At 58.2% G+C, this 17,791-nt stretch carries 21 protein-coding genes and 1 tRNA gene; 14 read left to right on the top strand and 8 right to left on the bottom strand.

Annotated features, from left to right (window positions below):
- Positions 1–16: 16 nt before the first annotated feature.
- Complete coding sequence (ertB, locus tag CHC01_RS20480) at positions 17–1,675, top strand: thiourocanate hydratase (protein ID WP_089266061.1); 1,659 nt, start codon at positions 17–19, stop codon at positions 1,673–1,675.
- 304 nt (positions 1,676–1,979) lie between these two features.
- A tRNA-Gln gene (locus CHC01_RS20475) sits at positions 1,980–2,054 on the top strand.
- Between the two features lie 295 nt (positions 2,055–2,349).
- Here the strand turns inward: CHC01_RS20475 and CHC01_RS20470 are convergent.
- Complete coding sequence (locus tag CHC01_RS20470) at positions 2,350–2,589, bottom strand: hypothetical protein (RefSeq protein WP_244558444.1); 240 nt, start codon at positions 2,587–2,589, stop codon at positions 2,350–2,352.
- A gap of 68 nt (positions 2,590–2,657) precedes the next feature.
- Positions 2,658–2,786 carry a hypothetical protein gene (locus CHC01_RS33345; RefSeq protein WP_256461248.1) on the bottom strand — a complete coding sequence of 43 codons (129 nt, stop codon included), beginning with the start codon at positions 2,784–2,786 and terminating at the stop codon, positions 2,658–2,660.
- 298 nt (positions 2,787–3,084) lie between these two features.
- Here CHC01_RS33345 and CHC01_RS20465 point away from each other — a divergent pair, with 298 nt between their 5' ends.
- The 3 genes from CHC01_RS20465 to CHC01_RS32670 all read left to right on the top strand — a co-directional run bounded on the left by CHC01_RS20465 (position 3,085) and on the right by CHC01_RS32670 (position 6,991).
- Positions 3,085–5,361, top strand: a complete 2,277-nt coding sequence (locus tag CHC01_RS20465) for a glycosyltransferase family 4 protein (protein ID WP_089266060.1) — start codon at positions 3,085–3,087, stop codon at positions 5,359–5,361.
- A gap of 42 nt (positions 5,362–5,403) precedes the next feature.
- A complete protein-coding gene (locus CHC01_RS20460; protein WP_089266059.1) occupies positions 5,404–6,702 on the top strand; it encodes a glycoside hydrolase family 130 protein in 1,299 nt (432 codons plus the stop codon).
- 112 nt (positions 6,703–6,814) lie between these two features.
- Positions 6,815–6,991 (top strand): hypothetical protein, encoded by a 177-nt coding sequence (locus CHC01_RS32670; protein ID WP_158005705.1) that lies wholly within the window; start codon positions 6,815–6,817, stop codon positions 6,989–6,991.
- A 182-nt stretch (positions 6,992–7,173) separates the two neighbouring features.
- On the opposite strand, the gene CHC01_RS20455 is transcribed toward CHC01_RS32670, so the two are convergent.
- Entirely contained in the window at positions 7,174–7,377 is a 204-nt protein-coding gene (locus CHC01_RS20455) for a cold-shock protein (RefSeq protein WP_068734860.1), read from the bottom strand.
- Positions 7,378–7,608: 231 nt separating this feature from the next.
- Between CHC01_RS20455 and CHC01_RS33340 the strand changes: the two genes are divergently transcribed.
- Positions 7,609–7,740 carry a hypothetical protein gene (locus CHC01_RS33340; protein WP_256461247.1) on the top strand — a complete coding sequence of 44 codons (132 nt, stop codon included), beginning with the start codon at positions 7,609–7,611 and terminating at the stop codon, positions 7,738–7,740.
- Between the two features lie 185 nt (positions 7,741–7,925).
- Positions 7,926–8,114 (top strand): hypothetical protein, encoded by a 189-nt coding sequence (locus CHC01_RS20450; RefSeq protein ID WP_089266058.1) that lies wholly within the window; start codon positions 7,926–7,928, stop codon positions 8,112–8,114.
- Between the two features lie 27 nt (positions 8,115–8,141).
- Here CHC01_RS20450 and CHC01_RS20445 read toward each other — a convergent pair whose 3' ends face one another.
- Both CHC01_RS20445 and CHC01_RS20440 read right to left on the bottom strand, forming a co-directional pair.
- Entirely contained in the window at positions 8,142–8,348 is a 207-nt protein-coding gene (locus CHC01_RS20445; RefSeq protein ID WP_089266057.1) for a hypothetical protein, read from the bottom strand.
- Positions 8,345–8,683, bottom strand: a complete 339-nt coding sequence (locus CHC01_RS20440) for a hypothetical protein (RefSeq protein WP_089266056.1) — start codon at positions 8,681–8,683, stop codon at positions 8,345–8,347. The genes CHC01_RS20445 and CHC01_RS20440 overlap by 4 nt, the downstream gene beginning before the upstream one ends.
- Before the next feature lie 539 nt (positions 8,684–9,222).
- On the opposite strand from CHC01_RS20440, the gene CHC01_RS31980 reads away from it, so the two are divergent.
- From CHC01_RS31980 to CHC01_RS20400, 7 genes are all read left to right on the top strand, one after another.
- Positions 9,223–9,438: a hypothetical protein gene (locus CHC01_RS31980; RefSeq protein ID WP_141137136.1), complete on the top strand. Its 216-nt coding sequence runs from the start codon at positions 9,223–9,225 to the stop codon at positions 9,436–9,438.
- Positions 9,439–10,276: 838 nt separating this feature from the next.
- Positions 10,277–10,516: a hypothetical protein gene (locus CHC01_RS20425; protein ID WP_089266054.1), complete on the top strand. Its 240-nt coding sequence runs from the start codon at positions 10,277–10,279 to the stop codon at positions 10,514–10,516.
- A 378-nt stretch (positions 10,517–10,894) separates the two neighbouring features.
- Positions 10,895–11,041: a hypothetical protein gene (locus tag CHC01_RS32665; RefSeq protein ID WP_158596715.1), complete on the top strand. Its 147-nt coding sequence runs from the start codon at positions 10,895–10,897 to the stop codon at positions 11,039–11,041.
- A 615-nt stretch (positions 11,042–11,656) separates the two neighbouring features.
- Positions 11,657–12,592, top strand: a complete 936-nt coding sequence (locus CHC01_RS20415) for a glycosyltransferase family 4 protein (RefSeq protein WP_210421688.1) — start codon at positions 11,657–11,659, stop codon at positions 12,590–12,592.
- Positions 12,593–12,710: 118 nt separating this feature from the next.
- Complete coding sequence (locus CHC01_RS20410; RefSeq protein WP_089266274.1) at positions 12,711–12,941, top strand: hypothetical protein; 231 nt, start codon at positions 12,711–12,713, stop codon at positions 12,939–12,941.
- A 93-nt stretch (positions 12,942–13,034) separates the two neighbouring features.
- Complete coding sequence (locus tag CHC01_RS20405) at positions 13,035–13,295, top strand: hypothetical protein (RefSeq protein WP_089266051.1); 261 nt, start codon at positions 13,035–13,037, stop codon at positions 13,293–13,295.
- Between the two features lie 304 nt (positions 13,296–13,599).
- On the top strand, positions 13,600–14,757 hold the full coding sequence (locus CHC01_RS20400; protein WP_244558443.1) for a sensor histidine kinase: 1,158 nt from the start codon (positions 13,600–13,602) through the stop codon (positions 14,755–14,757).
- Between the two features lie 207 nt (positions 14,758–14,964).
- Here CHC01_RS20400 and cbbX read toward each other — a convergent pair whose 3' ends face one another.
- From cbbX to CHC01_RS20385, 3 genes are read right to left on the bottom strand one after another with little or no spacing between them, the layout of a single operon-like run.
- Complete coding sequence (cbbX, locus tag CHC01_RS20395) at positions 14,965–15,879, bottom strand: CbbX protein (RefSeq protein WP_089266272.1); 915 nt, start codon at positions 15,877–15,879, stop codon at positions 14,965–14,967.
- Positions 15,880–15,884: 5 nt separating this feature from the next.
- Complete coding sequence (locus tag CHC01_RS20390) at positions 15,885–16,310, bottom strand: ribulose bisphosphate carboxylase small subunit (protein WP_068729086.1); 426 nt, start codon at positions 16,308–16,310, stop codon at positions 15,885–15,887.
- An 11-nt stretch (positions 16,311–16,321) separates the two neighbouring features.
- A complete protein-coding gene (locus CHC01_RS20385) occupies positions 16,322–17,785 on the bottom strand; it encodes a form I ribulose bisphosphate carboxylase large subunit (RefSeq protein WP_089266271.1) in 1,464 nt (487 codons plus the stop codon).
- Between the last annotated feature and the right edge of the window lie 6 nt (positions 17,786–17,791).

The raw sequence follows: 17,791 nt of genomic DNA, 5'->3' as shown, positions 1-17,791 counted from the left end.
ACGACAGGAGTCCGTCATGACATCAGCGAATCCACGGCACCCCGATTTTCCGATTCCCGGCGGCCCAAAGCTGCGCGCCAAGGGCTGGCGGCAGGAAGGTCTGTTGCGCCTTCTGGAAAACGTGCTCGCGGTCGGTGAGGATCCGTCGAACCTCGTCGTCTATGCGGCGCTGGGGCGCGCGGCCCGTAACTGGCCCGCACACAAGGCGATCGTGCAGGCTCTGACGACCATGGAGGAAGACCAGACGCTCGTCATCCAGTCCGGCAAGCCGGTCGGCCTGCTGCGCACGCACGCCAAGGCGCCGCTGGTGATCATGGCGAATTGCAACATCGTGGGCCAATGGGCGAAGGCTGAGATCTTCTACGAGCTCGAGCGCAAAGGCCTGATCTGCTGGGGCGGACTCACGGCCGGCGCCTGGCAGTATATCGGCTCGCAGGGCGTCATTCAGGGCACCTACGAGATTTTCATGCGCATCGCCGAGCGCCGTTTTGGCGGCACGCTCGCAGGGCGCTTCGTCCTCACCGCCGGGCTCGGCGGCATGGGCGGCTCGCAGCCGCTGGCAGGCCGCATGGCCGGCGCCGCGATCCTCACCGTCGACATCGATCCGGAACGCGCGCGCAAACGCAAGGAGATCGGCTATCTCGAAGAGATCGCGCCGGATCTCGACACGGCACTCACGATGATCGAGGCAGCCAAATCCGAACGCCGCGCTCTGTCGGTCGGGCTCGTCGGCAATGCCGCCGATATCTATCCGGAGATCGCCCGACGCGGCATCGTTCCCGATGTCGTCACAGACCAGACCGCGGCCCACGATCTGGTCTATGGTTACGTACCGCGCACGCGCTCGCTCGAGGAAGCGCGCATCATGCGCAAGACAGCGCCGGAACAATTGATGGAGGAGAGCCGCGCGTCGATTGTCGACCATGTGCGCGCCATGCTGACCTTCCAGTCGCGCGGCGCGGAGGTGTTCGACAACGGCAATCTGATCCGTACCCATGCAAAAGACGGCGGCGTTGCCAACGCCTTCGACATCCCCATTTTCACGGAAGCCTATCTGCGCCCGCTATTTGCGCGCGCCATCGGTCCGTTCCGCTGGATGGCGCTTTCGGGCGACCCCAAGGATATCGCTGCCATCGACGATCTCGTGCTGCGCCTGTTCGGTAACAATCAGATCGTCTCGAACTGGATCAAGCTCGCTCGCCAGTATGTGCCTTTCGAAGGCCTGCCGGCACGCATCGCCTGGCTCGGTCATGGCGAGCGCAGTGAACTGGCGCTGGGCGTGAATGAACTCGTTGCCAATGGCACGCTCAAGGGACCGGTCGCCTTCTCGCGCGATCATCTCGACGCCGCCGGCATGGCGCATCCGAACATCATGACCGAGAACATGCGCGACGGCTCGGATGCAATCGCTGACTGGCCGCTGCTCGACGCGATGGCGCTGTGTTCATCCCAGGCCGATCTCGTCGCCGTTCATTCCGGCGGCGGCGGCTATGCCGGCTACATGACCAGCGCCGGGGTCACCCTGATCGCCGACGGCACAGCCGCCGCGGCAGAACGACTCGCCATGGGCCTCGACAACGACACCGGCCTCGGCGTCATTCGCTACGCGGATGCGGGGTATGGCGAGGCCATCGACGAGGTCTCGCTCAAGCACATCCCGCATATACAACTCTAGAACGGTCGTTCCGAACACATTCTATGGCGTGTTGGGCGAGTGCCCGCGCCCGCGGACAGGCTTCGGCCGAGCGCCAGCTCCCAGTCCGTATCGCGCATTATGCAACCGTGAAAATCGGAAAATTCAGGGCGTCAGGGGCTCACGCGCGCCGGCAGAAGCCGACACCCCCAATTGCACAAAAGTCAGTCGCATCCGGAAGCGGGGAACACCGCTGGCAGGTGGTTGAAATTGCGGAGCTCTCTCTATAGACCGACGGAGCCAAAGCGATCCGCGGGCCCAGCCCGCCCTTTATCGCCTTGGCCTTTGGGGCGTCGCCAAGTGGTAAGGCAGGGGATTTTGATTCCCCCATGCGGAGGTTCGAATCCTCCCGCCCCAGCCATTTTTAGCAAGCGATTTCAATCCCTTATCGACTTGACGCCATTTTTGTTCTGAACAGCTTTCCTGCTTCGCCAGCTTGTGCGCGTGCCGCTTGCGGGTCGCCGACAAGGTCAGGCCTGAAGCCTCCGAGCGAGATGCTGACGGTGTGGATAGAGCAGTGCCATCGGCCTTGGGGGTCCTTCCAATAAAAAAGGCCCCGCTACTGCAGGGCCTCACATTTTCTGGTTGGTATTGTTCAAGCCCGACAAGTCGCCGTATGCACTTACGTTCCAGCGGACAAGCAGAGAGCTTGAATATCAGCCTTTGCCTGCCCAGGCCGGGCGTTCCCCTAACCATGGCGGCAGCGCCTCCCACTCGGCAGATCTCATCCGGCGCTCCTCGCCGCCAACATTGATGAAAACAAACGGTGCATCTTCCTGCCCTGTCTTGGAACCGGCGAACATCGCTGGTGTACCGTACGCATCTCGAATAGCCGTCTTGATCGACATATTTTCCTCGATCTGTGAGCTTGCGATGTCATGACTCTGACGCATCATCACTGCGTCAGCAGGCGCGCAGTTCGATAACTGCTGGAAAGTCCCGCACTAGCACGACAGAATCGACACTACTTCTTTCTGACCGCGCCCAGCGCCGGCATGATCTTGGGACCGCCGCCTTTGAGGCTCTCTGCAGCAGCGATCGTCTTGACCGGCACCTTCTTCGGTTTCTTGGTTTCGCGATTTCCCTTGGCCATATTGTACTCCCGCTGTGTGAGCCCGAGCGTTACCACGGCTGGCACTGAAAGACCGATTTATTATCACCGCTCTCTCGCTGACCTCCCACCGACTTGTTCCAACTTCCACACCTCGAAGATACTGATGGCTATTCGCGAAGAAAGAGCGCACCCTGCGCTCGCGCGCCTTGATGACCCTGATGGTCCCTGCCGAGCGCGCGCTGCTTTTGTCACGAAATTGTCCGATATGCCGCGGCTGGCGCAGCATTGCCAATTTTGAGCGATTGCCCTTTCAACCTTGAAATCGCGAGGCAGCAGATTGACGGTGTTCAGCCGCATTGCATTCATTGGCAATTCACTTCCACGCCGATGTGGAATCGCCACGTTCACTACCGATCTGCAAAGCGCAGTAGCAGCCGCCCGCGCAGACTCCAAAACCACCATCGTGGCGATGACCGATCACGGTCATATCTATGACTATCCAGCCACCGTTGGCATTCAGATCAATGACGGGCTGATCAACGACTACATACGTGCAGCGGAATTCCTGAACAGCGGTCATTTCGACGTGGTGTCGCTTCAACATGAATTCGGTATCTTCGGCGGCGAAGCCGGGAGCGATATCATCCAGCTTCTCTCGCTGCTCAAGATGCCGATCGTGACAACACTTCATACGGTTCTTGCAGAGCCCACCGCTGCACAAAAAGATGTCTTCACACGCGTTGTCGAGATGTCGTCGAGGGTGGTGGTGATGGCGGAGAAAGGTCGGGAACTGCTTCGGACCATCTATCAGGTCGCCGAAGAGAAGATCGAGATCATTCCACATGGAATTCCGGAATTCGCTTTTGTGGAGCCCGACGATGCAAAAACGAGGCTCGGTTTTGCCGACAGGTCTGTCATTCTGACGTTCGGCCTGCTTTCGCCCAATAAGGGCATCGAATTCATGATCGATGCGATGCCGTCCATCCTGAGCACCTGTCCGGATGCAGTCTATGTCGTATTGGGTGCAACCCATCCAAATCTGGTACATGACGAAGGCGAGACCTATCGCGAATCCCTCATTGCAAGGGCCCGCGAAGCTGGCGTCGCGGATCACGTTGTCTTCCTTGATCGTTTCGTTGACCAGGAGACCTTGCTCGATTTCATCTCGATGTGCGATGTCTATGTCACGCCTTATCTGAACGAATCCCAGATGACGTCAGGCACCCTGGCCTATAGTTTTGGCTTGGGAAAGGCCGTGGTATCGACTCCCTATTGGCATGCCCGCGAATTGCTTGCCGATGGCCGCGGCATTATCGTCCCGTTCGCGGACGCGAATGCGATCGGCGTCGAGATCGAAAAGCTCCTGATCAATGCGCCACTGCGCCAGGCGATGCGCAAGCGCGCCTATGCCAGCAGCCGCTCCATGACCTGGGAACGGACGGCCGATCGATACATGTCCGTTTTCGAGAACGCGGGTCGCCGCCACCGGCTCAAGACCATTGCAAAGTCGGATACGAGTACGCTCCTGCGAGATAGTCGCGCACCTCCCGAGATGCAGATTGGTCACTTCCTGTCGATGTGCGACGACACCGGGCTGTTCCAGCATGCGGTTCACAGTGTTCCGGATCGCTTGCATGGCTATTGCATCGACGACAATGCCCGCGCGCTATTGCTGGCATGCGCGTTGAACACTCCGGGGGAACTGCGTCTGTCGGAAGTCCTGACCTCCCGCTTTGCAGCTTTCGTCCAGCATGCGTGGAATCCTGAGACGCGCCGGTTTCGAAATTTTATGGCTTTCGATCGCAGCTGGCTGGAAGAAAGCGGATCGGAAGACAGTCATGGGCGCACGCTTTGGGCGCTGGGCGTTTGCGCTCTTTCGGATGCAAACCCCTCTCGGCGGACCTGGGCCGCAGCACTCTTTGCCGAGGCCTTACCAAAGGTCGGCGATTTCCTCTCGCCCCGTGCCTGGGCGTTCGTATTGCTGGGACTCGATGCGTATTGCACGGCCGTCACCGACAATAGCCGTGCCAATGCAATCCGGACGGTTCTGGCCGACAGGCTCGTCTCGCTTCTTGAGAAAGTCGAGACGAGCGATTGGGTGTGGTTCGAAGACGGACTTTCCTATGACAACGCTAGACTCTGCCAGGCTTTGATTCTCACCGGCACTGCAATGAAACGGCCGGACTATCTCAATGCCGGGCTGAGAAGCCTGCGCTGGCTGCTGACGCAGCAGACCTCGGCCAGCGGTCAGTTCAGGCCGGTGGGCACGGAGGGATTTCACGACATCCGGCGCCAGCCACGCAGCTTCGACCAACAGCCTGTCGAGGCTGCTGCCACCATCGCGGCCAGCCTTGCGGCGTGGCGCGCCGACCAAAACATCGAATGGAAGAGCGAAGCCGCCCGGGTCTTCGCGTGGTTCCTCGGCAGCAATGACCTTTCTATCCCGCTCGTCGATCTTGAGACAGGAAGCTGCCGGGATGGACTGCATCCGGACCGCGCGAATGAGAACCGCGGTGGCGAGTCAGTCGTATCCTACCTGCTCGGACTATCCGAAATTCGGCACATGGCACGTATCGCCGAGGATCAATCCAAGTCCGCGACCCGCGTGGCCTGATCACGTTGCACTCCCCCTCTCAGCAGACAATTGAGATTCCTTTTGCCCTCATCTCCGATACTGAATCGCCAGGCGCTCTATCTCCGGCCCGATGCGTCCCGAGTCATCGTACGGCCGTTTAAACCTGCGACGGAGCCACGTGATCTCAATCCGACCGAGAAAACGCGCGCCAATCATATTGTCGACCGGATCCTTGCGCTCCATCCTGAGCAGGCAGAACACCAGTTGGCCGACGTGCTCGAAAATTTTATGGGTCGCCACCGGAATTTGCTTCAGACGTTCGAGGCCCGCGCCGACGAAATGGAAGATGCGTTCCATGACCATAGCCAGTTCACGACGATTCAGCGTCAATTGATCGGCGCTTATTTCCTGAGCGAATACTCGTTTGAAGCGTCAGCACTCTTCAATCCGAGCATCGTGCCGCACCCCGATCAATCGGGAACGGCAGCCGGCGCCCTGCGCTTCATCCTCAGCCTGCGTGCCGTCGGAGAAGGCCACGTCTCATCCCTGACATTTCGCACTGGCCTTGTGGACACCGACGGGACCGTCAGCATCGATCCGACCGCACGCCTCGCATCAAATCCAGCAGTTCAACGCCTCGGGTCCGGGCCTGGCGGCGAGGATGTCGCCGTCACGTTCCGCAGCAGCGAGGATATCAGCGAGCGGGTCATTTTTCCGATTACGGAGTCGCAATCCAACGGCATCGAGGACGCGCGCTTCGTGAAATTCGAGCATTCGGAGCGAACGGTCTATTACGCCACATACACAGCCTATAACGGCAGGGCGATCCGCTCCGAGATCATCGAAACATCCGACTTCGTCTCGTTTCGTCTTTCGGCCATGCGAGGCAGCGCATCACACAACAAGGGCATGGCACTTTTCCCCCGGAAGATCGACGGGCGGTTCGCAATGATCGCGCGGCAAGACAATGAAAACCTCTACCTGATCTATTCGGATGATCTTTATACATGGGATGGCGGCACGCCGATCCTGAAGCCTGCCGCCCCTTGGGAGTTCGTTCAAATTGGCAACTGCGGCTCACCTATCGAATTAGATGAGGGCTGGCTATTGCTGACACACGGTGTCGGCCCGGTCCGCAAATATTCGATAGGAGCAGCACTGCTCGACAAAAACGACCCGACGAAGGTGCTGGGGCGCCTGGACGAACCGCTACTTCGACCTGCGCCGTCCGAGCGCGAAGGATATGTGCCGAACGTCGTCTATACATGCGGCGCAATGCGGCATGGCGATCAAATTATCTTCCCGTATGCGATTTCGGACAGTTACTCGAACATCGCGACGATCGATATAAGAAGCCTGCTCGCAGCGATGGACAAATAAGAGCTGACTTAGCTTTACCGTAGATGCAATAGGACGTGGCTTCTCTTCACGCCCAGCTCATCCGTGGTCGGTACCTCACCAAACGGCAGGTAGAACTCTGGGGAGACGCATAATGACCGGCGAAAAATCAAGGGCGCTCGTTCTTGGAACGACAGTCTTTTGGAAGAACGATAAAGATGACTTTGGCACCGTCATCGCCAAGGACTGGAGCAGCGTCACGGTCAAATGGGATAGCCGCGCCAGCCAGACCATCATGCACAACGATATGGATAGCTGCACGGCCGCCTGAATTTACTTGGCCCCAACGAGTATACCTGACCATCATTCGCGAGAGCCGACGCGACACCAACCGGCCGCTGAAATCATCGCGAAACGCCCGCCGGGACAAGTCCGACGGGCTGCCAGTTATGTGGTCATTTGGGCGACAGCCGGGCGCCACCAGACTTGCGGCGCCAGGCAAAAAGAGGCCGATCAGCCAACCCGCAGGTTTTCTGCCGACGTCTTGCCACGGTTGGCCACTTCCTCGAAGCTGACCTTGGCCCCTTCATTCAAAGTGCTCAGCCCCGCCTTCTCGACGGCCGAGATGTGAACAAAGACGTCCTTGCTGCCATCGTCCGGCTGGATAAAGCCGAAGCCCTTCGTCGCATTGAACCATTTTACTACGCCAGTGGTCACTTCAGTTCTCCCGTTTGTCTCTGGAGGATAGCAACGCTGAATTCAGGGAGGAGTCAATCAAGCAAACTTCCATCTCCTGAATTGATGCGGCTGTCTGCTGCCTGGACGACGGGTGGCGGTCATCCATCCGCACTGCCGCGATGCGACAGCGGCTTTCGGCAACATAATCTCCGGGAGACCCAACCGACGTGCTAGTGTCACCGAAGCCCAGCGCGGGCGGAGGACCAAACCATGGCTAAAGGCGAACAACGGAACAATCGCGAAGTAAAGAAGCCCAAGAAGGACAAGGCCAAGACGATCGCAGCAGCCCCGACCATGAAGGGCCTGATGCACCCCGAGGCGGAAAAGCCCCGAAAGAAATAGTCGAACAGAGCGCATCGTCAGCATAGCTGCGGCATCTGAGGTCACGGGCACCCGGCGCATGATCCATGCGCTCGACCGCGCTACTGTGTTCGCGACGATCGAGAACCAGCAAATTCAATCAAAATGTCCAATCCCCTTCCGGGGCGCTCCGACGCGCATCGGCGATCATGCCAGATGGAGCAATTATGACACATGAAGACCTGGAACTGATCCGTGAGATCGTTCTGCACGGCGGCGCAAAATATACGGCTGGCAATATCGATCGCAGCAAATACCAGCGCCTTGTCGATCTCGGGTGGCTGTCGCCCCTCGTCATGAACAAGACAGACATTGCCTATGAGACGACAAAAGCGGGCGAAGTGGCAGCGAGCTGACCTAGCCCCCCCCCCCGGGGAGCGGCTCTAGCCGCGCGCGACGATTTTTCCGGTCGCGAACTGCTCCAAAGCGTAGAGCGCACTTTCCTCATACGTCGCGCCCGGCAGCGGTTCTGCGACCACGATCAACTGGCCAATGGTCAATTGAACCATGCCATCCAGAATGTCGTAACTGGCTTCGTACGTCACGCCGGCCAATACCAATTCAACATAGCCATGCCAGAAACCCTTCAACTCCGACTCCCAACCAGGTCGATAAACGTCTGAAGCTCTGCAGAAAAGCGCTCGGCCTGCCCGGCATCCAGCCATAGTTTTATGGTCGACGTCGCCGACAGGACAAAGGCAACCCCGAAACCGCCCGCATTTGGCACACACAGCGCCGACCAGCTGTCAGCTTCGCTCACGATCTTCCGTTCGTTGGGAGTTCCCGTTTCCAGGACGTGATTAATCTGGATCTTAAGCTCGATTGCATCGTCGAACGACAGGGAAATCTCCTCTCCGCTGAAGTTCAAAATTAGCCAGCAATCTTTTTGCTTGGATTTGACGTCGGAGGTGAAATTGAAGGCCATGGTGGAACCATGCGCCTATGCCCGTGACGGTCAATCAAATTCGTCGCGACACTATGCGACTTGATGCACAGCCCTTCCGTAATCGCCTAGCTGCCTGCCAATCGGGAGCAAGTTTCATGTGGCAGCCAGGGTCTGCACGCTTTAACTGGACGTTGCGGCCTCGCGTTTGAGTCGCACTGAGGCGCAGACAAAGGGGCGATCAAATGGGCGACGGGTGGCAACCAATCAGCACCGCACCGAAGGACGATGAAAGGATCATCGTTGCGGGTGGAACATGGATACGCGGAAACAAGGACAAGCTGCCTCAGACATTTCCATGCCTCGTCATCTGGGACGAAACCGAGTGGCTCATTTGCGACAATGAAGGGCCGCGAGCGCTCATACGGGGTCCCAAAATCTGGATGGCAATCCCGCCCGCTGACTTGCCTTCAGCATCGGAATTGCTGAAGACGATCTGACGCATTTCATTAACCATACGATGCTACCCGTCCTGTAGCGCGGGTCTTGTCGAGCGTACCGCGCCAACTCTGGAGTCGCAGATGCAGGTCATCGAAATCACGGACCTCGTCGAGGCTAGGCGCGCTCGTCTGGCTCAATATCACGGGCTGCCGCGCGCACTTCAGCTGAACGGTCAAACAGTCACGGGATCGGTGAGATCCGTCGTGATGGATGCATCGGCAGAAAAGTGGACTGTAAAGCTCGTTGCAACGCCACCTGTCGTCGACAGAAAATATCGTCTGCGCCGCTCCGCCTAGAACCGGACGCGGACCCGCACGACGACATCCGACTTTCTTCACCTACGCCATACCGCGGTCGCATGTATCCGTAGGCCCCCTATTCTCCTGAACCAGCCACCCAAGGCACGGGCAGTCCAGCGGATTGACCTCAGCGATTCCGGCGGCAAATCAGAACCTTCGAATTAGGTCGACTTCCGAACATAAAGGGCATCTACTGCACCGCATCATCGCCCGTCCTTAGGCATTCACCGGTGACAGAGAGTTCGGTCGCGCTCCCGCCCAATGTCTCGGGACTGCCATGCCTACCTCCGAATGTACTTTGGAATCGCAACAGCACAGGTCCGGACGGTGAAGGCTTCTCACCTTGAAGCTGAGCACGCCGCGATGATCGCGCTTGCGGCAGCTGCTCAACTCCCTCACGGAGACGAGCGAACGCTTGCCATGCGAAAAGCCGGACAACTGCAACTAATCGCAGATGCGAGGAAGCATCGGCTACAGAAACCGGAAGCGACACAATTCGTGCTTCCAAAATAATATCCTCCATTCGTAATTTCCGACTGGAAGCGTAAGATCTAAAGATCATCGCAAGAACCACGGCTTCTACCGGCGTCTGTAAGCACTGTTTCCCCCTCAACAAGGGGTGGCCATATCAGAGCGTTGGACGATCAATATCCGGGATCGGCCTCTGCCTTTGGTACTACTGTCCCTCCTCTTGGCTCTTCTTAATTGTTGCCGCCGTCGTTATTCAGCAGGGCTAAATCACCTCCGGTCAGAACGCGTCATAATCTGCGTGACGCCAAATCCTCGATTGAACGGAAGCAGATCTTGCACGATCTCAACTTGAGAGGGTTTCTCAATGTCAGAGCTGGAATTCAGTGCCGTGAATGACCTTCAACACACGCCGCAGCACGCCAGATGTAACGAGCAGTCCGAATATGATGCGGCGGTCGAGGTTGCTGCGAAGGCAATCAGAAAGACCTGGGATACGATGGGCGACATGCCATCACCGCTTTACGAAGATGAAGCGCGGCAACTCGGTAGAGCAGCACTCGATGCCATTATCGCTTCGCAACCAGTCACTCGAACGACCACATGACCTCCATCAGGCTGGCAGACACGCAGCATCTGACGACGGCCTTTCCATGAACGGCGCGCGTGCTGCTCGGTACAGACGTTTGGCAGCCGCCCAAAGCAGTCCCGAGGTGTACCGGCTACTTATGCTTCTTGCCGACGAAGCCGAAAAAGGAATCCTCTGCATCTCAGCCTTCAAACACCGACGACCACCCCACATTGTCGCAAAATCAACGTGAAACGCGTGCGCGGCACGTAGTCATCGCGTCGGACAACATCAGCTTTATTTCTTCCACCACTGCAAGGACATGAACCGTTGAATTGGCTACCTATAGACACCGCACCACAAGACGGAACGCCAATATTCCTGGCTGGCGGATACGATGACAATTCGGATCATGCCATGGAATCCGAGGCGGAAAAAATGCGAACCGCCTGCCGCGCATGGTGGAACGACGGCGACTGGATTATTACCCTGGCTGAAGCAGGATGCGTCAACGTTACCCGGATTGATCCCACGCACTGGGCGCCTATTGAAGAACCGCGCTAGCCCAGCAGGATCGGATTGCGTTGCGGCACTTTTAACAATCAATCAAACAGAGGCTCAGAGTAAAATCCGCCTGCCAGGACCTCGAAGAGCGCTGCGTTTCCATCATACCGAGCCTTCCATCGCGTGCTGCTGAAGCCACTGTTGAACAGATCACCATCGTCCTGCACCTGCCATTCCCAGAAAAGCAGGGGATGTGGAGTGACTGTGACTTCCAGGTTTGGTTGGCGATACATAGCCACCATGTCGAGCCTCACTTTCGAAACAGCATTTACAAAAGGTCGCTTCCTGCCTGTTTATCTGAAGGCGCCGCGCGCCGTTCTGCAGCGATCGGGGCGCTTGCTCTTGCAGATGACGGGCGGAGTGCCTCTCATTCTGCAGTGATGATGACACCATCGAACCAGCCATCGATGACATTCACCATGCGCTCCTGAGTCGTCGCGTCAATCCAATTTACAGCGGGCCTCCACCAATCCGTCGGCCATATATCCGCCGTGCCCGGATTGACATACCTGATTATCCACCATCCATCCTGCGAGGCTAAACACGATGCGTGTCGCGATGTTAGCGCCTATATCCTGGCGAACTCCTCCCCGGCACTACGGCCCGTGGGAACTCGTGACGAGCTTGCTGACGGAGGCACTGCTCTTGCGGGGAGTTGACGTCACACTGTTTGCCACCAAGGACAGTTTGACATCGGGAAATCTCGCAGGTGTCGTCCCGGCACCATACTCTGAGGACCCGTCGCTCGACGCCAAGGCGTGGGAACTCCTGCATGTTGCAAATGTCTTCGAGCGCGCCGGCGAATTCGACATCATCCACAATCAGGCAGATTTTGTACCGCTGGGCTTCTCTCGCCTTGTGGACACGCCAGTCGTCACAACCATTCACGGCTTTTCATCAGCCCGTATCGTTCCGGTTTTCAAGGAATATGAGGATCGCGTCCATTATGTCGCAATCAGCGATGCCAATCGTCATCCCGACCTTCGCTATGCAGCAACGATCCATCATGGCATTCCGATCGACGAGTTTCCCTTCGATCCGCTTGGCAGCGACGATCTTTTATTCTTCGGTCGCATTCATCCCGATAAAGGGGCTGCGGAAGCGATAGCAACTGCCGAAGCGGTTGGCCGCCACCTCATCATGGCCGGTATCGTTCAGGATGCGGACTATCATCGACGTCATGTGGTGCCAGCACTGGGAAGGTCCGCGACTTATCTCGGTCCGGTCGGAGGTCTGGAGCGGACACGCGTTCTGGGATCCGCACGGGCATTGCTTCACCTGATCAATTTCGACGAACCATTCGGGTTATCAGTTGTTGAGGCGCTTGCCTGCGGAACACCGGTGATCGCGCGTAACCGCGGATCGATGCCCGAATTGATCACAGATGGCGTGACAGGTTTCCTGGTCAATAGCGCCCTCGAAGCTGTTCAAGCCGTTGAGCGCATTGGTGAACTGGATAGACGCGCCTGCCGGGCGGCGGTTTCTGAGCACTTTACCGTCGATAGAATGGCAGATCGCTACCTGGCTCTATACCAATCTATCCTGGGCTAACCGACGGAGAGCGAGATCGCCTTCAGGCCGTTTGCCGCCCTCGTCCACATATATTGAACACATAGACGTCGTAATATTCCTGGAGTTCGGGTTTTCGCCGAGCTTTATGGATCCAAACATGATTGCTATTTCGACACAGGTTCAGGCGCCTGATGACTTTCAGCGCGTGGCGTTCGACATAAGACACGGCAACCGCCGGATTGCGTGTACCCTGACGACCAAGTTTCCAACCAAAGATCAGGCCAAAAGGTACTTCCACGCCAACAGGCCGCTGATCGAGAAACTGGCGCGCGAGCAGATGGAACTGGTTGCAGCCAACGACGGTGAGATCAAGCTGGTGATGATTTAGAAGTCGCCCGCCATACTTGCCGTTTCTGCGAAACTAAAGGCCCGATCTGATCTTCAGGGTTGGCTCAAACGATGACGCAAGGAAATACCCACTATGGCGAAGTCGCTGCTTTCCAGACACGACCTCGAACATGCGGCATTGCTGCAAATCCGCAGCTGCTACGGGTGCGAAGATGTCACGGCCGTGATCATTGACGAGATCGCAGACCCTCGCTTTGAGACGAACTGGGGCATTCTCTCACTTCACCGAGCAGCCGACGTGCAATTGAGGCTCACCGCAGAGCTCAATACAGTCCGCGCGATTGACGGCACGCAAGAAAGATTGCGCAAGCTCTACAACCTCAAGACCAACTGAGCTCGCCTAACTTCTGGTGAAGCGCATAGTCCAGATCGACGGGGAGCGGTTCCGCCGCCCCAGGGCGAATTCCGTCGGGGGCCACCGCCTTTTCAGGAGGGTGCCTGGCAGCGCATTTTTGACCTCCTCGCGACACGCATCATCGACCAGCAGAATGTTCCCTTGCATGACGCGTGATAGGCAATCCCAGGATTATGTCGACTTCGGATGTAAAAATCGCTAGGTTCCTTCACATCACCTCGGTACGATAGGCGCTCGGTGACTGAGGGCCGTGTGTGCTCCCGCCTTGATGGGAGCAGCTTAGGTGTCATCATTTCGAGATAAGACCAACGTGCTTGTCGTCGAAGACGAGATGGTGCTGCGTATGCGAGCGGTCGACATCGTTGAGGATGCAGGATTTACGGCCGTCGAAGCGACGAATGCCGATCAAGCCATCAGCGTGCTTGAGGCGCGATCCGACATTTCGCTCTTGTTTTCGGACATCCAGATGCCCGGTAGTATGGATGGATTGAAGCTTGCTCATGCGGTCCATGAACGCTGGCCACAGATCAAGATCATCCTGGTATCCGGCCAGATAACCCCCTCAAGCGACGAGAAACCGGAAAACAGCCGCTTCTTTGGCAAGCCCATCGACAGCAAGGAAATGATCGCCGAACTGCAAGACATGATCGGTGCAGGCACCCTTGAGGTCGTTTCTGGCCAGGCAGGTTTGACCGTCAATCCGACGCGGCCAAGCCAGTCTGTCGCGGAAGAGACACTGACGGCCGAGAACGACAGCTTACGACTATTGCTGGAACAGGCTGGAATAGATGCCAAGCTGTTGCTCGCACAGGCCGGCATAGACGCCAAGGAGCGGGAAGCAGCCGACAAGCTGCAAAAGCTTGTGCTCGGCGAATTGCACCACCGCATCAAGAATACCCTCGCAACTGTAAGTGCGATCGCTTCACAAAGCCTTCGGACCGCCACCAGCGTTCAGCATGCGCAGCAAGCCATCGAGGGGCGGCTTCTTGCGCTCGGTCGAGCTCATGACCTCCTGATGCAGGTCAGTTGGGCGAGTGCCGGACTCGAGATGACAATCCGTAATGCCACCGAGCCCTATGACAACAAAGGAGTTGGCCGCTTCGCTGTCTCAGGACCGGAAGTAGATATGGGGTCGGGCGCAGTTATCGCCCTGGCGATGACGCTCAACGAACTTTGCACCAACGCCACCAAGTTCGGAGCGCTTTCGGACCCGAGTGGCATTGTTAAGGTCGACTGGACGATCGACGAGGCGTCGCAGCAACTGACCTTGAGCTGGATCGAAAGTGGCGGCGCGCTGGTCAATCCGCCCGTCCGCCGCAGCTTTGGCACACGCATGATGGAATCGCTCGGACGGCAACTAAGCGGCACTGTGCGCTTGGCCTACCCACCATCAGGCTTCACCTACACTCTGGAAGTACCGATAGCCTCGCTGAACAAATGAGTCGGTGGGTGGCTTGTTTGGCTCAATCTGTCGAGATTGGCCTGCATTTAGCGGCTTTTCTTACAAGCGAGAAGGTCGCTAGGTGGCAAAACCGGTCCCAGTAGCTGTCCAATTCCCGGAAGTCTCCGGCTAGCGCCGCGCTGCCAGAGAGACCGAAGGTCACCAAATAGACCTCGACTAGTCGGCAGCGTGCTCGGTCGGGCGCCATTACCCGCCAGAACCGTTCGAGAACACCCGGCTCGCGAGCACATCCGAAGCCTCCAGTGACATGATGTCATCGACGCTCAGTACGCGGTCGAGATCGGCGACAAGCCGATTGGCCTGACGCAACCGCATGCGATCGAGCGCGTTGCGGATCGAACGGGCGTTGGAGAACAGCGGCTGGGTCTTGCGCAGCGCGATGTAGCGGACGAACGCTGCGCGCGCATCGGCGCTGAATTTGTAGTTCATATCCCCAAGCATCAATTCGGAAATGGCGAGCAATTCGTCGTCGGCATAGTCGGGGAAATCGATGTGGTGGGCGATGCGCGAGCGGAAACCGGGATTGCTGCCGAAGAACTTGTCCATGCGGTCGCCATAGCCGGCGAGGATCACCACCAGATCCTCGCGCTGCGATTCCATCACCTGCAGCAGGATCTCGATCGCTTCCTGGCCGTAATCGCGCTCATTATCAGGCCGATGCAGGTAATAGGCCTCGTCAATGAACAACACGCCGCCCATCGCCTTCTTCAGGATCTCCTTCGTCTTCGGCGCGGTATGGCCGATATATTGCCCGACCAGTTCGTCGCGCGTCACCGACACCACATGCCCTCGCCGCACGAAACCCAGCTTATGCAGGATGCTGGCGATGCGCAGCGCCACCGTAGTCTTGCCGGTGCCAGGATTGCCGGTGAACGACATGTGCAGCGTCGGGTTGCCCGACGCCAGGTTCATGCGCTTGCGGATGCGCTCGACCAGCAGCAGCGAAGCGATCTCGCGAATCCGCGTTTTCACCGGCTTCAGCCCGATCAATTCGCGATCGAGCTGATCGAGCACCTCGCCGATGCCGACCTCGTCGAACTCACGGCGCAGATCGACCTGCGTCGCCGGCGGCGCGTCCCCGGCGCTATCGACCACCGTCAGCGTGCTCACGACCCACCGTAGCGCTGGCCTTCGGGGCGATCGACGGCATAGGATTTGGTCGTATAGCGGATGTTGCGGCCTTCCACCTCATGCCGCTCGAGCCGGAAGCCTGGCTCTTCCTTCGGACGGTTGACGATGAAGGAGAGCCGCACCGATTCCCAGCCATGGCTGGAATCGAATGCCGATAGCCGGATGTAGCGATCACCATACACCTTGCGGCATTCGGTCAATTCCATCAGCACGCCGGCGGCGTCGCGCAGATCGAACATCGGCAGGCCCCACATTTCCCAGAAATTGTTGCGGGGATGCGGATCGTCGGTGAATTCGATGTTCACGGCCCAGCCATTGGCGAGGCAATACTGCACCTGCTTTGAAATCTGCTCATCAGTGAGATCGGGCAGGAACGAGAAGCAGCCTTGGGTAATGCGCATGATCGTGCTCCTTACAGCGAGACGCTGGCGGTGGGGGCGTAGTCGGGCATGTCAGTGGATTCGTAGTTGAAGGTGACGTTCTTCCACGTCTCCAGCGCCGCCTTCAGCGGCGTGCAGGTCATCGCCGCCTTGGCAAGAATCTCCTCGCCTTCATGCAGGTAGTCGCGACCTTCGTTCCGAGCGAGGATCATCGCTTCCAACGCGACACGGTTGGCGGTGGCGCCGGCCTGGATGCCCATCGGATGGCCGATGGTGCCGCCACCGAACTGCAGGATGACGTCTTCGCCAAGGTGATCGAGCAACTGATGCATCTGGCCGGCATGGATGCCGCCCGATGCGACCGGCATCATCTTGTTGAGGCTGGCCCAGTTCTGCTCGAAGAACACGCCGTGTTCGAGCCGCATCGGATTGTAGTCTTCGCGGCAGATGTCGTAATAGCCGCGCGTCGTCGCCGGATCGCCTTCAAGCTTGCCGACGACTGTCCCGGCATGGATATGATCGACGCCGGCGAGCCGCATCCATTTGGCAATGACGCGGAACGAGACGCCATGATTGCGCTGCCGCGTATAGGTCGAATGCCCCGCGCGGTGCAGATGCAGGATCATGTCGTTCTTGCGCGCCCATTTCGCCATCGACTGAATCGCAGTGTAGCCGATCACGAGGTCGATCATGATGATGACGGAGCCGAGCTGCTTGGCGAATTCGGCGCGTTCGTACATGTCCTCCATGGTGCCGGCGGTGACGTTGAGATAGGTGCCCTTGATCTCACCGGACGCTGCCTGCGCCTTGTTGACCGCCTCCATGCAATAGAGAAAACGCTCGCGCCAATGCATGAAGGGCTGCGAGTTGATGTTCTCGTCGTCCTTGGTGAAGTCGAGCCCGCCCTTCAGCGCCTCATAGACGACGCGGCCGTAGTTACGACCGGACAGACCCAACTTCGGCTTCACAGTCGCGCCAAGCAGTGGGCGGCCGAACTTGTCCATACGCTCTCGCTCAACCACGATGCCGGTGGCCGGGCCCTGGAACGTCTTCACATAAGCGACTGGAAGCCGCATGTCTTCCAATCGCAGAGCCTTCAGCGGCTTGAAGCCGAACACATTGCCAATGATCGAGGCCGATAGGTTGGCGATCGAGCCGTTCTCGAACAGGTCGAGATCGTAGGCGATATAGGCAAAGTACTGGCCGGGCGAATTCGGCACCGGATCGACCCGAAAACACTTGGCGCGGTATTTTTCCGCAGCCGTGAGGCGGTCGGTCCACACCACGGTCCAGGTCGCAGTCGAGGATTCGCCGGCAACTGCGGCCGAAGCCTCGATCGGATCGACGCCGTCCTGCGGCGTCACCCGGAACAATGCGATGATGTCAGTGTCCTTGGGTACATAGTCGGGCTCCCAATAGCCCATCTTCTTGTATTCCATGACGCCGGACTTGTAGCGATCCTTGCCGCGGATCGTGATCGAAGCATGTTCATTCATGGTGGC

Origin of the sequence: Tardiphaga sp. OK246 (assembly GCF_900188215.1) — a bacterium.
Lineage (GTDB): Bacteria > Pseudomonadota > Alphaproteobacteria > Rhizobiales > Xanthobacteraceae > Tardiphaga > Tardiphaga robiniae.
This window is presented reverse-complemented; position numbering and strand designations above follow the sequence as displayed.

Bases quoted from the DNA above. Each gene is read 5' to 3' on its own strand.
- CHC01_RS20385 (WP_089266271.1), bottom strand. From the start codon at position 17,785: ATGAATGAACATGCTTCGATCACGATCCGCGGCAAGGATCGCTACAAG.
- CHC01_RS33340 (WP_256461247.1), top strand. From the start codon at position 7,609: ATGGCTAAAGGCGAACAACGGAACAATCGCGAAGTAAAGAAGCCCAAG.
- CHC01_RS20410 (WP_089266274.1), top strand. From the start codon at position 12,711: ATGATTGCTATTTCGACACAGGTTCAGGCGCCTGATGACTTTCAGCGC.
- CHC01_RS32670 (WP_158005705.1), top strand. From the start codon at position 6,815: ATGACCGGCGAAAAATCAAGGGCGCTCGTTCTTGGAACGACAGTCTTT.
- CHC01_RS20470 (WP_244558444.1), bottom strand. From the start codon at position 2,589: ATGATGCGTCAGAGTCATGACATCGCAAGCTCACAGATCGAGGAAAAT.
- CHC01_RS20390 (WP_068729086.1), bottom strand. From the start codon at position 16,310: ATGCGCATTACCCAAGGCTGCTTCTCGTTCCTGCCCGATCTCACTGAT.
- CHC01_RS20440 (WP_089266056.1), bottom strand. From the start codon at position 8,683: ATGGCCTTCAATTTCACCTCCGACGTCAAATCCAAGCAAAAAGATTGC.
- CHC01_RS20450 (WP_089266058.1), top strand. From the start codon at position 7,926: ATGACACATGAAGACCTGGAACTGATCCGTGAGATCGTTCTGCACGGC.
- CHC01_RS20425 (WP_089266054.1), top strand. From the start codon at position 10,277: ATGTCAGAGCTGGAATTCAGTGCCGTGAATGACCTTCAACACACGCCG.
- ertB (WP_089266061.1), top strand. From the start codon at position 17: ATGACATCAGCGAATCCACGGCACCCCGATTTTCCGATTCCCGGCGGC.
- CHC01_RS33345 (WP_256461248.1), bottom strand. From the start codon at position 2,786: ATGGCCAAGGGAAATCGCGAAACCAAGAAACCGAAGAAGGTGCCGGTC.
- CHC01_RS32665 (WP_158596715.1), top strand. From the start codon at position 10,895: ATGGAATCCGAGGCGGAAAAAATGCGAACCGCCTGCCGCGCATGGTGG.
- CHC01_RS20405 (WP_089266051.1), top strand. From the start codon at position 13,035: ATGGCGAAGTCGCTGCTTTCCAGACACGACCTCGAACATGCGGCATTG.
- CHC01_RS31980 (WP_141137136.1), top strand. From the start codon at position 9,223: ATGCAGGTCATCGAAATCACGGACCTCGTCGAGGCTAGGCGCGCTCGT.